At 71.7% G+C, this 14031-nt stretch carries 17 protein-coding genes; 6 read left to right on the top strand and 11 right to left on the bottom strand.

The window, feature by feature from the left end; translation table 11 throughout:
* Positions 1-18 precede the first annotated feature (18 nt).
* A complete protein-coding gene (locus tag K7472_RS04755) occupies positions 19-1470 on the top strand; it encodes an amidase (RefSeq protein ID WP_222974167.1) in 1452 nt (483 codons plus the stop codon).
* Positions 1471-1564: 94 nt separating this feature from the next.
* Here the strand turns inward: K7472_RS04755 and K7472_RS04750 are convergent, their stop codons facing one another.
* From K7472_RS04750 to K7472_RS04735, 4 genes are all read right to left on the bottom strand, one after another.
* Positions 1565-3019, bottom strand: a complete 1455-nt coding sequence (locus tag K7472_RS04750; RefSeq protein ID WP_222974165.1) for a hypothetical protein — start codon at positions 3017-3019, stop codon at positions 1565-1567.
* 17 nt (positions 3020-3036) lie between these two features.
* Entirely contained in the window at positions 3037-3666 is a 630-nt protein-coding gene (locus K7472_RS04745) for a hypothetical protein (RefSeq protein ID WP_222974163.1), read from the bottom strand.
* A 138-nt stretch (positions 3667-3804) separates the two neighbouring features.
* Positions 3805-4377 carry a hypothetical protein gene (locus K7472_RS04740; protein ID WP_222974161.1) on the bottom strand — a complete coding sequence of 191 codons (573 nt, stop codon included), beginning with the start codon at positions 4375-4377 and terminating at the stop codon, positions 3805-3807.
* Complete coding sequence (locus K7472_RS04735) at positions 4374-4640, bottom strand: DUF7848 domain-containing protein (protein ID WP_222974160.1); 267 nt, start codon at positions 4638-4640, stop codon at positions 4374-4376. Before K7472_RS04735 ends, K7472_RS04740 begins: the two co-directional genes overlap by 4 nt.
* Positions 4641-5001: 361 nt before the next feature.
* Here K7472_RS04735 and K7472_RS04730 point away from each other — a divergent pair, with 361 nt between their 5' ends.
* From K7472_RS04730 to K7472_RS04710, 5 genes are read left to right on the top strand one after another with little or no spacing between them, the layout of a single operon-like run.
* On the top strand, positions 5002-5829 hold the full coding sequence (locus tag K7472_RS04730; protein ID WP_222974158.1) for a helix-turn-helix domain-containing protein: 828 nt from the start codon (positions 5002-5004) through the stop codon (positions 5827-5829).
* Positions 5826-6035 (top strand): DUF397 domain-containing protein, encoded by a 210-nt coding sequence (locus K7472_RS04725; protein WP_222974156.1) that lies wholly within the window; start codon positions 5826-5828, stop codon positions 6033-6035. Before K7472_RS04730 ends, K7472_RS04725 begins: the two co-directional genes overlap by 4 nt.
* 13 nt (positions 6036-6048) lie before the next feature.
* A complete protein-coding gene (locus K7472_RS04720) occupies positions 6049-6249 on the top strand; it encodes a DUF397 domain-containing protein (RefSeq protein ID WP_222974154.1) in 201 nt (66 codons plus the stop codon).
* On the top strand, positions 6246-6434 hold the full coding sequence (locus tag K7472_RS04715; protein WP_222974152.1) for a DUF397 domain-containing protein: 189 nt from the start codon (positions 6246-6248) through the stop codon (positions 6432-6434). The genes K7472_RS04720 and K7472_RS04715 overlap by 4 nt, the downstream gene beginning before the upstream one ends.
* Positions 6431-6625: a DUF397 domain-containing protein gene (locus tag K7472_RS04710; RefSeq protein ID WP_222974150.1), complete on the top strand. Its 195-nt coding sequence runs from the start codon at positions 6431-6433 to the stop codon at positions 6623-6625. Before K7472_RS04715 ends, K7472_RS04710 begins: the two co-directional genes overlap by 4 nt.
* A gap of 186 nt (positions 6626-6811) precedes the next feature.
* Here the strand turns inward: K7472_RS04710 and K7472_RS04705 are convergent, their stop codons facing one another.
* From K7472_RS04705 to K7472_RS04675, 7 genes are all read right to left on the bottom strand, one after another.
* Positions 6812-8071 (bottom strand): sensor histidine kinase, encoded by a 1260-nt coding sequence (locus K7472_RS04705; protein ID WP_222974148.1) that lies wholly within the window; start codon positions 8069-8071, stop codon positions 6812-6814.
* Between the two features lie 6 nt (positions 8072-8077).
* Positions 8078-8836, bottom strand: coding sequence for an ABC transporter permease (locus tag K7472_RS04700; protein ID WP_222974389.1), 759 nt, complete (start codon positions 8834-8836; stop codon positions 8078-8080).
* Between the two features lie 56 nt (positions 8837-8892).
* Positions 8893-9846, bottom strand: a complete 954-nt coding sequence (locus K7472_RS04695; protein WP_222974146.1) for an ABC transporter ATP-binding protein — start codon at positions 9844-9846, stop codon at positions 8893-8895.
* Positions 9847-10034: 188 nt separating this feature from the next.
* The gene (locus tag K7472_RS04690) at positions 10035-12329 is read right to left on the bottom strand and encodes a hypothetical protein (RefSeq protein WP_222974144.1); all 2295 of its coding nucleotides are present in this window, start codon (positions 12327-12329) and stop codon (positions 10035-10037) included.
* A 142-nt stretch (positions 12330-12471) separates the two neighbouring features.
* On the bottom strand, positions 12472-12831 hold the full coding sequence (locus tag K7472_RS04685; protein ID WP_222974142.1) for a DUF6113 family protein: 360 nt from the start codon (positions 12829-12831) through the stop codon (positions 12472-12474).
* A 5-nt stretch (positions 12832-12836) separates the two neighbouring features.
* Positions 12837-13754, bottom strand: a complete 918-nt coding sequence (mshB, locus tag K7472_RS04680; RefSeq protein WP_222974140.1) for an N-acetyl-1-D-myo-inositol-2-amino-2-deoxy-alpha-D-glucopyranoside deacetylase — start codon at positions 13752-13754, stop codon at positions 12837-12839.
* Between the two features lie 51 nt (positions 13755-13805).
* Complete coding sequence (locus tag K7472_RS04675; RefSeq protein ID WP_222974137.1) at positions 13806-14000, bottom strand: hypothetical protein; 195 nt, start codon at positions 13998-14000, stop codon at positions 13806-13808.
* Between the last annotated feature and the right edge of the window lie 31 nt (positions 14001-14031).

Here is a 14031-nt window from a genome sequence, read left to right as displayed (position 1 = left end):
CCTCCCGAACGGACGAACATGAAGCTCTCCGAGTACGTGCGCCACGACGGCGTCGGCCTGGCCGACCTGGTGGCCCGCGGCGAGGTGACCGTCGCGGAACTCGCCTCGACCGCCCAGCGGGCCTGCGAGGCGGTCAATCCGCGGATCAACGCCGTCGTCGAGACCTGGCCCGCCCAGGACGACCCGGCCCCGGGCAGTACGCCGCTGGCCGGGGTGCCCTTCCTCATCAAGGACCTCGCCGTCACGATGGCCGGGAAGCGCACGGAGCTGGGCAGCCGGATAGCCGCCGGGAACGTCGCCGGGGCGGACTCGTCGCTCATGGCGCGCTTCCGCCGCGCCGGGCTGGTGACGCTCGGGCGCACGGCGACCCCGGAGTTCGCGTACAGCACCACCACGGAAGGCGTCCTGTACGGCCCCACCCGCAACCCCTGGGACCCGGCCCGCGGTTCCGGCGGCTCCAGCGGCGGTTCGGGGGCCGCCGTCGCCGCGGGCGTCGTCCCGGTCGCGCACGCCACCGACGCGGCAGGCTCCATCCGCGTTCCAGCCGCCGCCAACGGCCTGTTCGGGCTGAAGCCGACCCGCGGCCGGATCTCCATGGGTCCCGACGTGGACGAGGTCTTCAACGGGCTCGCCGTCCACGGCGTCCTCAGCCGTTCGGTACGCGACAGCGCCACGCTGCTGGACCTCGTGCACGGCCCGGAGGCCGGTGACCCCTATTCCGCGCGGCGGCCGGAACGGCCCTACGCCCAGGAGATCACCCGCTCCCCCGGCAGCCTGCGGATCGGCCTGCTCACGCGGCCCTGGGGCGGCCGGGCCGTCGACGCCACGGTCCTCGACGCCACGGTCCGCTCCGCACGGCTCGCCGAGTCCCTCGGGCACCGGGTGGAAGAGGTGCGGGTCGGCCTCGGCGTCGACTGGGAGGAGTTCCTCCTGGCCAACGCCCGCCTGTGGAGCACCAATCTGGTGACGTGGATCGACGGCTTCGCCACGGCCTTCGGACGGCCCGTCGACTCCACCACCGTCGAGCCCGGGACACTGGCCAGTTACGCCTACGGACAGCGGGTCAGCGGCGTCGAGTTCGTCCACGCCCTCGCGATGCGCAACAGCGTCGCACGCGCGATCGGCCGCTACTTCACCGAATACGACCTGCTGCTCACCCCGACGCTGCCCGAACTGCCCGTCCCCCTGGGCACGTACGCGCACGGCGCCGAGGGCGCCGACGGCCTCGGCTGGCTGCGGCACGTCCTCCACCGCTCGCCCTTCACCGCCGCGTTCAACGTCGCGGGCACCCCCGCCATGTCCGTCCCCCTGGAGACCGATCCCGCCACCGGACTCCCCATCGGCGTCCAGTTCGCGGCGGGTTACGGACGCGAGGACGTCCTCTTCCGCCTCGCGGGGCAACTGGAGCGGGCCGCTCCCTGGGCGCGGCGCACCCCCGTCGTGTGGGCGGGCGATCACCCCAGCGCCTGACGGCCGCACGGGCGGGTGCGGGTGCCGCACCGGGCGGGCCGAGTGGTCCGGCCCGTCCGGGCCACCCGGCGGTCGGTGCCCCGCGGGGAGCGGATCAGCGGCGGCCGATGATCTTCGAGAACACGGCGATGGACAGGGTGCCGCCCTTCTTCGCCGCGTCACCGACGACACCCCAACTGCCGATGCTCTGGCCGAAGTTGGCGGTCAGAGCGGTTCCGGCGGCGGCGTCCTTCGGTGTCGACATGTCCGAACCCGAGGACATCTCCACGACCAGGGGGACCTGGGTGGCGAGGTTGACCGAGCCCTGGAGGAACTTCCCGGCCTTCTTTCCACTGGCCGCGGACGCCTTGACGAGCTTGGCGCCCTTGGTGCCGATGTAGTCGAAGACCTTGGACGCCTCGGCCGCCTCGGCGATCGCCTTCGCCCCCTTGCCCGCACCCCCGGTCACGCCCAGGAACTCCCGTCCGGCGGTGGCGGTGAAGACCTTCGCCTTGGACATGGCCTTGGCACCGGTGCCGATCAACTTCATGCCGGCCCTGCCCGCCTTGAGGCTCTTGGCGACCGCGCCCACGCCCGGGAGGGCGGCGAGGGCGTCGGCACCGAGGCCGACGACGGTCATCTCGTCCCACTTGTTCTTGACGACCGCGTCCACGGTGTGGGCACCCAGCGATTCCAGGGCGGCGACCGCGGCCACGGGCCCGGCGATGGGCGTGAGGACCGGGATGAGCGCGAGCACTCCCGCTACGGCGGAGACGATCCCCATGATGTCCCCGAAGGTCGCCCAGAAGCTCGTGCTCTCCTCGGCGGCCTTGCGAGCCGCTTCCGCCTTCAGGTACGCGAACTCCTGGCCGCGGGTGGCGACGATCCGGGTGAACTCGCGGTCGACGAGCAGGCATTGGAGCTGCAACTCGGCCTGGAGAGCCATCGCCATGTCGATCAGGTCGTACAGGCCGCCGTCCTCGATCCACTCGCGGGGATAGCCGTTGTCCGTCAGCCGGAAGTAGCCTCCCCCGCCCGTGTACCCGCCCATGGCCAGGGAAGGGATCTTGCCCAGGTAGCGGGAGACGGCGGGGTGCTGGAAGGCGACGACGCCCGCGACGGCGGGAAACTCCTCCTGGCTGCCCCGTTCCCGTTGCTCCTCGTGCCACACGTCGATGGCGGTGTGCCAGTTCTCCTTCTCCTCCTCGGTCAGATCCTCTTTGTAGGACGTGAGCCCGCGCACCCTCCTCATCTCCTTGGACAGGAACGCCTTGAAGTCCGCCAGCTGCTGCTCGGCCTCCTGGCTGCCGGGCAGTTCCCCGTCCACACGCTTCAACGCGGCCAGGATCTGGTCGCGCTGGAAGACGTACATGCGCAGGAGCTGGTCGATCCGGTAGTGGTCCTCCGGGCGCAGCGCCTCCGGGTCCCACCCCCAGATCTTCATCGCGTCCTTGGCGTTGGTGGTGTACATGTTCAGTTCGCTCTGGGCGTTGAAGACGATCTTGTCCTGGTTGCCCGGCTGGTATCCCAGCTGGTGCAGGGCGAGGTCGATGCCGTACTCGATGTGCATGGTGTCCCTCTGCCCGGTCAGGCCGCGGCGGCGGTGTCGAAGGTGATGGTGCGGCAGACCTCGGCGAGGATCTCCACACAGGCGTCCCACTCGGCGAGGTTCTCCGTGGCGATGGCGAAGTCGGCCATCGCCAGGCGGCCCGGGATCGGCACGAACACGTGCAGCTGGCGTACGACGGTGGGACCGCCGCCCTCGGTGAGCAGGTTGACGGGCTTTTCCACCTTGCGTTCCTCGGTCAGCAGCACCGCCGGGCCCGCCGCGAGGCGCACCACGCCGACCTCGGCCTCCTGGTAGACGGCACCCATGGTGCGCGCCAGGCGGTGGACGGTCTGCTCGTTGGACAGTTCGCTGGGGCGCGCGGTCACGGTCAGGATCGCCGAGGCCAGCTTCGCGTCGGGCTTCTCCTTGGTCGGCCCGTACAGCAGCGTGCCCGCATAGACCGCCCCGGCGGCCGAGAGCAGCTCGTACATCGTCTGCTGCGCGAGGACCGCGTGGGCCATCTCCTCCTGCGACGGCTTGGGATCGACCGTGTTCAGGCGCTCGATGAGCTTGTCGGTGTTGGTCTCGGCGGAGACGGAGAAATCGATGTCGTGGAAGACTTCCGGGACTTCGAAACTCATCGGCAGGTCGATCGAGCTCTTCGCCATGGCGGGCAGCACTCCTCCGAATAGGGGCACGGGCCGGCTCCTGGCCGGTCGACGGCCGACCCGCTCCCCATGATCAGCGGCCGAACGCACGCAAACCACCCATCAGCGGCGTTCCGCGACGCGTACGGTGGCCTGAAATCAGCCCTGTTCACACCACCCGGGCGCCACTCGGCGGCCTTCATGGCGACCGCGCGGCCATCGACTCGGCCGGATTCCGTGTCGCCCGGACGGGGAGCCGTGATCAGCGGCGGCGCGACGGCCGGCACCGTGGCGGGCGGCCCTTCGGCGGCAGAGGGCGATCAGCGCGGCGAGGACGCGGGTTCGGGGCGTCCCACTGAACGGGATCGGCTGAGGGGCGGGCGGGGGCGAGTGCCGCACCGGCCGGACGGAAAGGGTCCAGCGGCAGTCCGTGTCACGTATGACCAGGGTCAACGGGGTGCCGTACTTGAGCAGTTCGCGTTGCGCGGGCTGTTCGGCCTGCCGTAACGCGGTCAGGCCGTCCGCGTGGGGTGTGTGCGCCGGGCGGGTCCAGGGCGCCCGGGCCGGGTCCGGGTCCAGGCGCTCCGCGAGGCGTTCGGCCTGGGCCGTCAGCCAGCGCAGCGCGAGCTTGGGCGAGATCGTGTCCCAGGCCGCCAGTAGGTACGTGCGGGTCTCCCCCGTGCCGAACACCTGGCCTTCGGCCACCACTTCGCAGCGGTAGGTTCCGTTCATGCCGGGCCGCCTCGCCACATCACCCAGGGGCGTTCGATGACCTCGGCATAGCTGGTGTGTTCCGGGTTCTCCCGCAGATGCCCGAACGCCCACTCCTGCGGCACACACGGATCCGCACTCGCCTGCGAACGCTCCCCGCACTCGCTGTCGTCCTCCCGCAACGCCAGACACCGGAAGGCGTAGGTCACGGGAGGTGCGTCGTCGTCCCGGTCCGGCCGCAACGTCCACTCCACGAACCCGAACACCCGCCTCGGCGCGCTCACAACACCTCCCCGCGACTACGGGCGTTCGCCCTCGCCGTCTGAGCACGTAAACGCTGCTCCGGACTGACCGCCCGCACGTCCTTCGGCCGCGCGGCCCACTCCCGCCCACCGGTCACCGGCCGCAGGAACCACCGCCCGCACCACTCACCACGGAACTCACCCACCCGGTCCCGCGCCACATCCACCACGAGCGCCCCCGGCTCAGGCGGACGCGGAAGCTCCATCGGCCCCGCAGGAACGCCCTGGTCACACACGATCACTCCTCTCCGTAGCCATTCCGCTACCAAGCGAGTTCAGCGTGACCTAGAGTCAGTTACCAATCAACGTGCGTTACGGGGAGGAAGGGTTCGGTGGTGTTCCGTTGAACCGCAAGGAGTTAGACCCCGACAGTTCTCCGCAGGCGAGCTTCGGCGCACGTCTGCGCAGTTCACGCGAGGAACGCGGCTGGACACAGGACGAGTTGGCGGAGCGCATGGGCTACTCCAGCCAGCACGTCTCCGCCATCGAAACAGCCCGCAAACCGCCAACCCTGCTCCTCGCCCGCCGCGCGGACGTGGCCCTGGCATCCGGGGAGACGTTCGAACGCGCCTACCGCAAGGTGCGGAACTCGGGCCTGCTGGAGGGCTTCCCGCAGTTCATCGGCCACGAGGCGGAGGCGGCGGAGATCCGGTTGTACGAGGTGGGCGTGATCCCTGGGCTGCTTCAGACGCCGGAGTACGCGGCGATCATCGCGGAGAGCACCGTCAAACGGGGGGCGATCACGAACGACCAGGCGCAAGAACGGATCGCGCTGGTCGCGGAACGCCAGGCTGCCCTAACCCGGACGCCCCCACCCCTGGTCTTCGCAGTGCTCGACGAGAGCTGCCTGCGTCGGCCCATGGGGCAACCAGACGTCATCAAAGCCCAGCTGGACAGGCTGATCGAGTTCGCTGAGCTGCCGAACACCGTCCTCCAAGTCGCACCGTTCAGCATGGGAGAACGCCGACCCCTCAGCCTTCCCATAACCGTGCTGACGCTCCCGGATCGCTCGCTCGTCTCGTATGCCGAGTCCGCGCAACGGGGCCACCTCGAACGGGATAGTACATACGTGCTTCCGCTGCTGACGGCCTACCATCAGCTACAGGCAGAAGCGCCTTCTCAGGCGGAATCTGTCGCCATGATCAACGAGTTGCGAAAGGGTACCCCGTGACGACCGAATCCCCCCGTTGGTTCAAGTCTTCGTACAGCGAGAACGGCGGCCAGTGCGTCGAGGTAGCCGCCAACCTCAGCGGAGCGCACGGCATCGTTCCCGTCCGTGACTCCAAGGACCCGAACGGGCCGGTTCTCTCCTTCCCGGTCGGCGCGTTCTCCGCTTTCGTGGAGGGCGTCAAGGCTGGAGAGTTCGGCGCCGTCTGAAAGGACGCCCGTGATGACCGAGTCCCTTCGCTGGTTCAAGTCCTCGTACAGCGACAACGGCGGCGCGTGCGTCGAAGTCGCCGCTGATCTGATCGCCTCCCAAGGCGTGGTCCCCGTACGTGACTCCAAGGACCCGGAGGGACCGGTCCTCACCTTCCGCGCCGACGCGTTCACCGCCTTCGTGGCCAGCATGAAGGCTGGAGAGCTGCGATGACCGAACCTCTCCGTTGGTTCACGTCCTCGCACAGCAACAACGGAGGCCAGTGCGTCGAAGTCGCCGACGCACAGGACCACATACTGGTCCGCGACTCCAAGGACCCGCACGGACCCGCCCTCGCCTTCCCGGCCTCCGCTTTCGCCGCCTTCATAGACGGCATCAAGACCGGGGAGCTGCGATGACCGAACCCCTTCGCTGGTTCACGTCATCCCACAGCAACAACGGCGGCGCGTGCGTCGAAGTGGCCGCAGGCCACGGCCTCGTGCCCGTGCGCGATTCCAAGGACCCGCACGGACCCGTCCTCGCCTTCCCCGCCGCCGCCTTCGCCGACTTCGTCGCGGCCGTCAAAGCGGGAGAGTTCGGTCCCGCCTGAGAGCGATCGGCGGAAGGCCAACCCCCCGCCCTTCCCGAAACGCTTGTCACCCCCATGTCCCCAGCAACCTTTCCGACAACCTCCGTTGACGAAAACCCGTGTCACAGACAACGACGTGACAAGCGTTCCGGGAACCACACCCCACCCGGTCACCCCTCGCCCGCCCGAAGCGGAGCGGCCCGCGCCTCAGCACTGCGGGCGTGAGGGCTCCGTGATCGGGCGGTCCTGGACCGCGCGCAACGGCACGTACGCCCGGACCGCGAAGCCGCCCCGGCGGGACGGGCCGGTCTCCAGGCGGCCGCCGGACAGGACGAGGCGCTCCTCCAGGCCGCTCAGGCCGTTGCCCGCGTGGTGACCGCGGGCGGGGCCCCGGCCGTCGTCGGCGATCTCCAGGCGCAGGTAGCGGGTCTCGTCCGCCTCCCACACCTCGTCCAGGGACAGTTCGCAGGCGCTCGCGCCGCTGTGCCGTACGACGTTGGTGACCGCCTCCCGCAGCGCCCAGGCCAACGCGCCCTCCTGCTCGGCGCCGAGCCCGGGGTGGGCGGTGGTGACGGGCTGCTGGAGGGCGGGGGCGATCTCGGCCTCGACGCCCGCGGTGTGCAACGCGGTGCGGACACCGGCGAGTTCGACGGCGAGGGTGGGCCTGCGGAAGCCGCTGACCGCCTCGCGGACGTCAACGAGCGCCTGACGGCTCACCCGTTCGATGTCGGCGACCTGGCGGGCGGCCTCCTCCGGCTTGTCCGGGAGCATGCGCCCGGCCAGTTCGCTCTTGAGCGTGATCAGCGACAGCGAGTGGCCGAGCAGGTCGTGCAGGTCGCGGGCGAGCCGCAACCGTTCCTCGTTGGCGGCCAGATGCGCGACCGTCTCCCGCGCGGCCCGCAACTCCCGCATGGTGCGGCCCATTTGGGAGACGCCCATCATCGCCCCGCCGCCGAGCAGCGACGGCAGGACCAGCCCGGTCAGCAGCCAGCCGTTGGCGTGCAGCAGCAGTCCCGCGCCCAGCAGGCTCATCGACACCGCCACCACCGCCCGCGCCGCCAGCCGGAACGGCAGCAGCACGCCGGAGGTGATCGTCACGTAGACGAAGAGCATCAGCCACGCCTGGCCCAGCGTCAGCGACAGCGTCACCGCGAGCACGTACAGCCAGCCCAGCGCCGCCCACTGCCAGACCGCCAAGTGCTGACCGCGCGGGCGGCGGCTGAGGACGAGGTACAGGTACGGGGTGAGGAACGCGGCGAGGCCCAGCCAGCCCAGCACGGTCGCCCAGACGGTGTGGTCGCCGGAGACGAGGTCGGCGACCGCGTAGGCCATGTAGAGCAGGTAGACGAGCGTCCAGCACAGCTTCACGATCTGCTGGCGCCGGGTCTCCGGGGCCATGCCCATGCCGATGTCCCGGACCTCCGGCTCCGTCACCGTCCCGCCGCCCACGCGGTCGTCGCCTCCCATCGTCGCTCAGGCCTTCCGGGTGTCCTTGCGGTACAGCCAGGCCGCACCGCCCGCGAAGGCCACGAGGTAGGCGGCGAGCACCAGCACGTCTTGCAGGTGCGGCGCGTGGCCGACCTCGATGGCCTGGCCGAGTGCCGCGTAGGGGTGGGTGGGCAGCCACTTGGCGATGTTCTGGAGCCAGGTGGGGAAGATCGTGGACGGCATCCACAGGCCGCCGAGGATCGACAGCGCGAAGTAGATGATCATCGTCAGCGGGCGGACCGCGTCACCGGAGGCCAGGTAGCCGATGGCGACGCCGAGCGCGGCGAAGACCAGGCTGCCCGCCCAGATCGCGAAGGTGAGCGCCAGCCACTGCCACGCCTCCATCCGCACGTCCTTGACGGCGGCGGCGACCACCTCGACGACCACGATCGTGGGCAGCGTGACGGTCGCGGCGGACGCGATCTTGGCGATCACGTAGCCGTGCCCGGGCAGCGCGGTCAGCCGCAGCTGCCGGGTCCAGCCCTTCTCGCGTTCCTTGGCGATCCGCTCGCTGTTGCCCATCAGCACCGCGGTGAGCGCGCCGAACGAGGCCATGGCGACCAGGTAGTACAGCTGCATCGTCAGGTCGGTGTGCGGGACCTTCGCGGTCTTGCTCGCCGGTCCCGAGATGATCAGGAACAGCACGCTCGGGTAGATCACCGAGAAGAACATGAAGCGCTTGTTGCGCAGGGTGCGCAGGATCTCCAGCTTGATCAGCGAGCTGGACGCGAACGTGGTGGACATCGCGGAGGGCGTCCTGGTGGGAGTCGCGGGCGTCGTGGTGGGTGTCGTGGTGGACATCAGACCGCCTCCTCGGCGGACGCGGCGTCGGTGATGGCGATGAAGGCCTGTTCCAGGCCGAGTCCGGAGACCTCCAGGTTGCGCGGGTAGACGCCGAGGCCGTACAGCGCGTGCACGGTGGCGTCGGCGTCGCTGGACTGGATGCGGACGGTGTGGCCGGAGACGTCCAGCGCGGTGAGGAACGGCAGCCCGCGCAGCGCCCCCTCGTCGATCGGGCCCTCCAGGTCGAAGACGACGCGGCGGGCACCGGCCTTGGCCTTGATCTCGGCGGCCGAGCCGTCGGCCAGTATCCGGCCGCGGTGCAACACGATCACCCGGTCGGCGATCGCGTCGGCCTCCTCCAGGTAGTGGGTGGCGAACAGCACCGTGCGGCCGGCGTCGGCCTGGCGGCGCATGGCGGCCCAGAACGCCTGGCGGACGGTGACGTCCATGCCGGTGGTCGGCTCGTCCAGGATGATCAGGTCGTTGGCCCCGGCGGTCGCCAGCGCGAAGCGGACCCGCTGCTCCTGGCCGCCGGAGAGCTTGTTGACCAGGCGGTCGGCGATGTCGGTGATCCCGGCGCTCTCCAGCACCTCGCTCACCTTGTACGCCCTCGGGTGCAGGTCGCAGGCGAGCTTCACCAGCTCCTTGACCTTCACCTCCTCCATCAGGCCGCCGCTCTGCAGCATCGCGCCGACCAGGCCCTTGGCGATCGCGCGGGCGGGCGTCGTGCCGAAGACCTCGACGCTGCCCGCGTCGGGGTTGCGCAGGCCCAGCAGCAGGTCGAGGGTGGTCGACTTGCCGGCGCCGTTCGGCCCGAGCAGCGCGACGGTCTCACCGGCGTGCAGCGTCAGGTTCAGCTGGTTGACGGCTTTGACCTGGCCGAAGGTCTTGCTCACCCCGGAGAAGGCGACGACCGGCCCGGTCCCGTCCCGTGGTTCCGTGGGCCTCGTGGTGCCCGCTGTAGCGCTCATGGCATACAGCTTCCGGCACCGGGCGGGCGGACGGCAGTGCCGGGGGTCGTGTCCTGGGGATGACAGATGTCATATGGATTTCATGACGGGCGCCGGACCCCGATGCCCCGGCCCCTGACGAAGCGAGGCGGCCGGGCCCCCACGGAGTCGTGGGGGCCCGGCCGCCTCGCTTCGTCCCGTACGGGCGCCTACTGGGCCACGTTCGTGATGGTCGCCGTCTTCTCGGCGGCCGTCTTGCTCAGCTCCGGCAGCATCGCGGAGGCCACGTCCTGCGGCGTGACGGGCGTCTTGGTGCCGGTGCCGCGCTCCAGCAGCACGCCGTCGAACGCGTTGCCGTACAGCTGCTGCAACTCGTTCAGGTCGATGTGCAGCGTCATCTTGTCGGTGCCGGGGACCGCCACGATCGTGAGGATCTTGCTCAGCGACTTCTGCGGGCTGAACGGGACCGACCTGCCGCCCGCCACCACCGTGATGCGGCCGGACATCGCCGGGTCGCCGATGGTCTTGATGGCCTGGGTCAGGTCGGCCTGGGTGACCTGCGGCTGATGCGTGGTGACCGGCAGCGTGACGGTCTGGTCCTGGCCGGTCTGGGCGCGCTGGACGTAGGCGTCGGTGACCTTGGCGTCCGACAGCGCGGCGTCCACCGCCTGGTACGGCTTGCCCGCCACCGCGACCGGGGTGCCGTCGACGAACTTCACCATGCCGTCGGTGGGCGAGCCGGTGCCGCCCGGCGCCAGGGAGTCCAGCTGGCTGTCCAGCTTCTCCTGGTCGACCGGGATGACCGGCTGGACGACCGTCTTGCCGCCGAAGAGCGAGCCGACCACCGAGATCGGGTCGTAGTCGCGGTGGGCGACCTGCGCGACGGTCCGTTCGGTGTCGATGGACAGCCCGGCGAGCGCGGGCTTGAGCTCCACCGTCCGACCGCCGACGTTCAGCTTCAGCGGCGCGGTGCCCCGGTCGGCGACCGCGGCGTCCAGCGCCTTGACCGCCTCGTCACGGCTCTTGCCGCCGATGTCGACGCCGAGCACGGTGGTGCCGTTGGGCACGTCGGCGTGGTTCATCAGCAGGCCCGCCGCGTAGAGCACGGCCGCGAGGCCGACCAGGCCCATGACGGCCATCTTCGGCTTGGAGCGGCCCTTGCGCTTCGGCGCGGACGCGGCGGAGGACGCCTTGGGTGCGGGCGCGCCGGAGTCGGCCGGCGGGGACGGCGGCTTGATCGTCGGCGTGCCGGCCGGGCCCGCGGGCACCCCGCTGACCAGCGTCTCGCCGGAGACGTGGCCGGCGCCGGTGCCGCCGCTCGCCGGACGGTAGCCGGAGCGGCCCTCGCCCGGGTCGGCGCCGGGCATCCGCATGGCCCCGGTGGCCGGACCCGTGGTGGGCCCGGCGGGCGGCGCGGGCGGACCCGCGTCGGCGCCGGGGGGACGGCCCGAGCCGTCCGGGGCGTGGAAGCCGGGGAACGGCACGCTGCCGGGCGGCGGCCCACCGACGGGCCCGACACCGGCGTTCGGCCCGCCGGGCTGCCCCGCGGGCGATCCTGCCGCCGGGCCCGCCGCCGCTCCCGCGGGCGGGGTGAACGGAGCGCCGCGGCCCTGGCTGCCCGGGCCGAACGATTCGCCGCCGCGTCCACGACCGGGCGCGCCGGAGCCCGCCTGGGGTGCGAAGGGGTCGTTGCCGGGCGCGAACGGGTCGCCGCCCGGGGCGCCGGGGCCCGCGCCGAGCGGGCCGGTGCCGGGCAGCGGCGAGTTGACGGTCGCGGCGTCGCCGTCGAGGCCGCCGGAGCCGTCGGGGCCGCCCGGGTAGTGGTCGTCGGGGAACGCCCGACCGCGCGGCGCGGAGGCGGCCGGGGGGTCGTTGAGATACGGGATCGCGGGCTGGCCGGGACCGGGCCCGCCGGAGCCGGGAGCGGGCGGTCCCGAGGGCGCCGGGGACGCGGGCCCCGCACCGGACGGCCCCGCACCGGAGGCGCCGGGGACCGGCGTGCCGCCGGGCGGCGTGGGCGCCGGAGGCTTGCGCGGGGCGAACCAGTCGCTGGCCGCCTTGTCCCCGCCGTCGCCCGGCGCGTCGCCGGGCGCGGCGTCGCCGCCAGGGGCGCCCGGCGGGGTCCAGCGCGGCACCGCCTGCGTGGCCTCGTTGCCCGCGTTCCCGGGTCCGCCGGACTCGGCGCCCGGTGCGTCACCGTCGCCGTCGCCCTCGCCCATCGGCTTGCGGACCACGACGGGCGGGATGGGACGGGACCCGGGGATGTTGATCCGGATCCGGGTGGTCAACGTGGTCTCGGTCCTGGGCTCGTCGGGGGCCGCGTCGTCGCCGCCGTCACCCTGCGCGCCGCCCGGCCCCGCGGCCCCGGCGGAACCGCCCGGCGGCTCCTCCTGCGGGTGCGCGGAGGGATACTGGCGGGTTCCGTACGGCGGTGTCCCGGACGGGTACGCGGCACCGCCGCGACCCTGGGGTCCTGAGGACGAACTGTCAGTTTCACGGCTCAAGGCAGGTTCTCCCGGTTAGCTTCGCCACCCGTCACGGCCATCCGCTGGGGGCTCGCCGGCGCGCACCACCATACTGGCCGACGCGTGGACCGGAATGGCGCCCGCCGTTACGGCGAACTGTCAGACCGTCATACAGTCCCCATCAACGCCCAAGTCGGGCGCCTGACGCGTCCCCCGGAGAGCGCCGGGGCAGCGTGGCACAGATCACGCCGGCCACCATGCCGCCGAGCAGATAAACGTACGGACCAGCCCCGGCGGCGAACAGGAAGTCGCCCTCGGGCCGCGAGACGCTCAGGTACATCACGGTGACGAACCACAGGATGACGGGCACCGCGGCGCCCAGGCGGCTGCGGGTGGCCACGGCGCCGCCGTGGAAGAGGGCGACGGCCGCGGCGAGGGCGAGCAGCAACCCGCCGGGGAACCAGCCGTCCTGGACCAGCGCGCCCGCACAGGCGACGACCACCCCGAGGACGCCGAGACCGACGAAAGCCAGCACACGCATCGTTCTCAAACCTCCTCAGCCACAGCCGAATCGGCGGAAAGTCCCGCGAACAGGTCGTCCGCGCGCCCCCCGTGAGCCTCGGGCGCCGGTCCGTGCGCCAGGCGGTAGTGCTCAACGGAGAACAGCGGCTGGCCCAGGTCGTTGGAGAGGGCGAAGAAGGGGCCGTCCACGGCGATCTGCGTGGCGTGCGCGCGCATCGCCGCCGCCTTGCGCCCGGCGTACGCGGTGCCGTCCACCGCGACCGCCACGTCGGCGTCGTCCACCACGCCGGGCACGTCGTCGGCCGACGCCACGCCCTCGAACGGGATCTCGCGCCCCGCCGCGCGCAGCCGGGCGAAGCCCTCCTCCACGACGGAACGCGGCACGCAGTTCCAGTAGACGCGGTCGATCGCGTGCGCCGGGCCGAGGTCCGGGCGGAAGCCGGGATCGGCGGCCAGTGCGGCGGCGCGCATGGCGACGCGGTGCGCCTGGATGTGGTCGGGGTGCCCGTAGCCCCCGTCGGGGTCGTACGCGACGAGCACCTGCGGCCGGACCTCGCGGACGACGGCGACCAGGTGGCCCGCGGCCTCGTCCAGGTCGGCCCGCCAGAAGCAGCCGGGGCGCTCGTTCTGCGCGACGCCCATCATCCCCGAGTCGCGGTAGCGCCCGGGGCCGCCGAGGAAGCGGTGGTCGGTGACGCCCAACTCCCGCATGGCCGCCGCCAGTTCGCCGACCCGGTACGCGCCGAGGGTGTCGTCCCGGTCGGCCGCCAGGTGCGCCAGCCGCGGCGGGATGACCTCGCCCTCCTCGCCGAGGGTGCAGGTCACCAGGGTGACGTGGACGCCTTCTGCGGCGTACTTGGCCATGGTCGCGCCGTTGTTGATCGACTCGTCGTCGGGGTGCGCGTGGACGAGCAGCAGGCGCCGGGCGGGAAGCTCGGTCATACCCGGCAGCGTATTACCCGGGGTGTCCGCCGCTCGCCACCCGGGCTCCGCTCACATCCTCAGGTTGCCGATCATGCTGGCCACGCTGGTGGTCAGCTGGTGGATGGTCGGGGCGAAGGTGGAGCTCGCCAGGTAGAAGCCGAGGAGCATGCAGACGACCGCGTGTCCGCCCTTCAACCCGGACTTCCTCACCAGCAGAAGCACGATGACCAGCAGCAGCAGGACCGCTGAGATCGAGAGCGCCACAGCGGCTCACCTCCAGGTCGTGGAGCGGGTC

It is taken from the genome of Streptantibioticus parmotrematis (assembly GCF_019890615.1).
GTDB lineage: Bacteria > Actinomycetota > Actinomycetes > Streptomycetales > Streptomycetaceae > Streptantibioticus_D > Streptantibioticus_D parmotrematis.
Note: the sequence above shows the minus strand (reverse complement) of the source record. Positions and strands in the feature narration are given on the sequence as shown.

Bases quoted from the DNA above. Each gene is read 5' to 3' on its own strand.
- K7472_RS04720 (WP_222974154.1), top strand. From the start codon at position 6,049: ATGACCGAGTCCCTTCGCTGGTTCAAGTCCTCGTACAGCGACAACGGC.
- mshB (WP_222974140.1), bottom strand. From the start codon at position 13,754: ATGACCGAGCTTCCCGCCCGGCGCCTGCTGCTCGTCCACGCGCACCCC.
- K7472_RS04745 (WP_222974163.1), bottom strand. From the start codon at position 3,666: ATGGCGAAGAGCTCGATCGACCTGCCGATGAGTTTCGAAGTCCCGGAA.
- K7472_RS04750 (WP_222974165.1), bottom strand. From the start codon at position 3,019: ATGCACATCGAGTACGGCATCGACCTCGCCCTGCACCAGCTGGGATAC.
- K7472_RS04700 (WP_222974389.1), bottom strand. From the start codon at position 8,836: ATGTCCACCACGTTCGCGTCCAGCTCGCTGATCAAGCTGGAGATCCTG.
- K7472_RS04710 (WP_222974150.1), top strand. From the start codon at position 6,431: ATGACCGAACCCCTTCGCTGGTTCACGTCATCCCACAGCAACAACGGC.
- K7472_RS04685 (WP_222974142.1), bottom strand. From the start codon at position 12,831: ATGCGTGTGCTGGCTTTCGTCGGTCTCGGCGTCCTCGGGGTGGTCGTC.
- K7472_RS04695 (WP_222974146.1), bottom strand. From the start codon at position 9,846: ATGAGCGCTACAGCGGGCACCACGAGGCCCACGGAACCACGGGACGGG.
- K7472_RS04715 (WP_222974152.1), top strand. From the start codon at position 6,246: ATGACCGAACCTCTCCGTTGGTTCACGTCCTCGCACAGCAACAACGGA.
- K7472_RS04740 (WP_222974161.1), bottom strand. From the start codon at position 4,377: ATGAACGGAACCTACCGCTGCGAAGTGGTGGCCGAAGGCCAGGTGTTC.
- K7472_RS04755 (WP_222974167.1), top strand. From the start codon at position 19: ATGAAGCTCTCCGAGTACGTGCGCCACGACGGCGTCGGCCTGGCCGAC.
- K7472_RS04705 (WP_222974148.1), bottom strand. From the start codon at position 8,071: ATGGGAGGCGACGACCGCGTGGGCGGCGGGACGGTGACGGAGCCGGAG.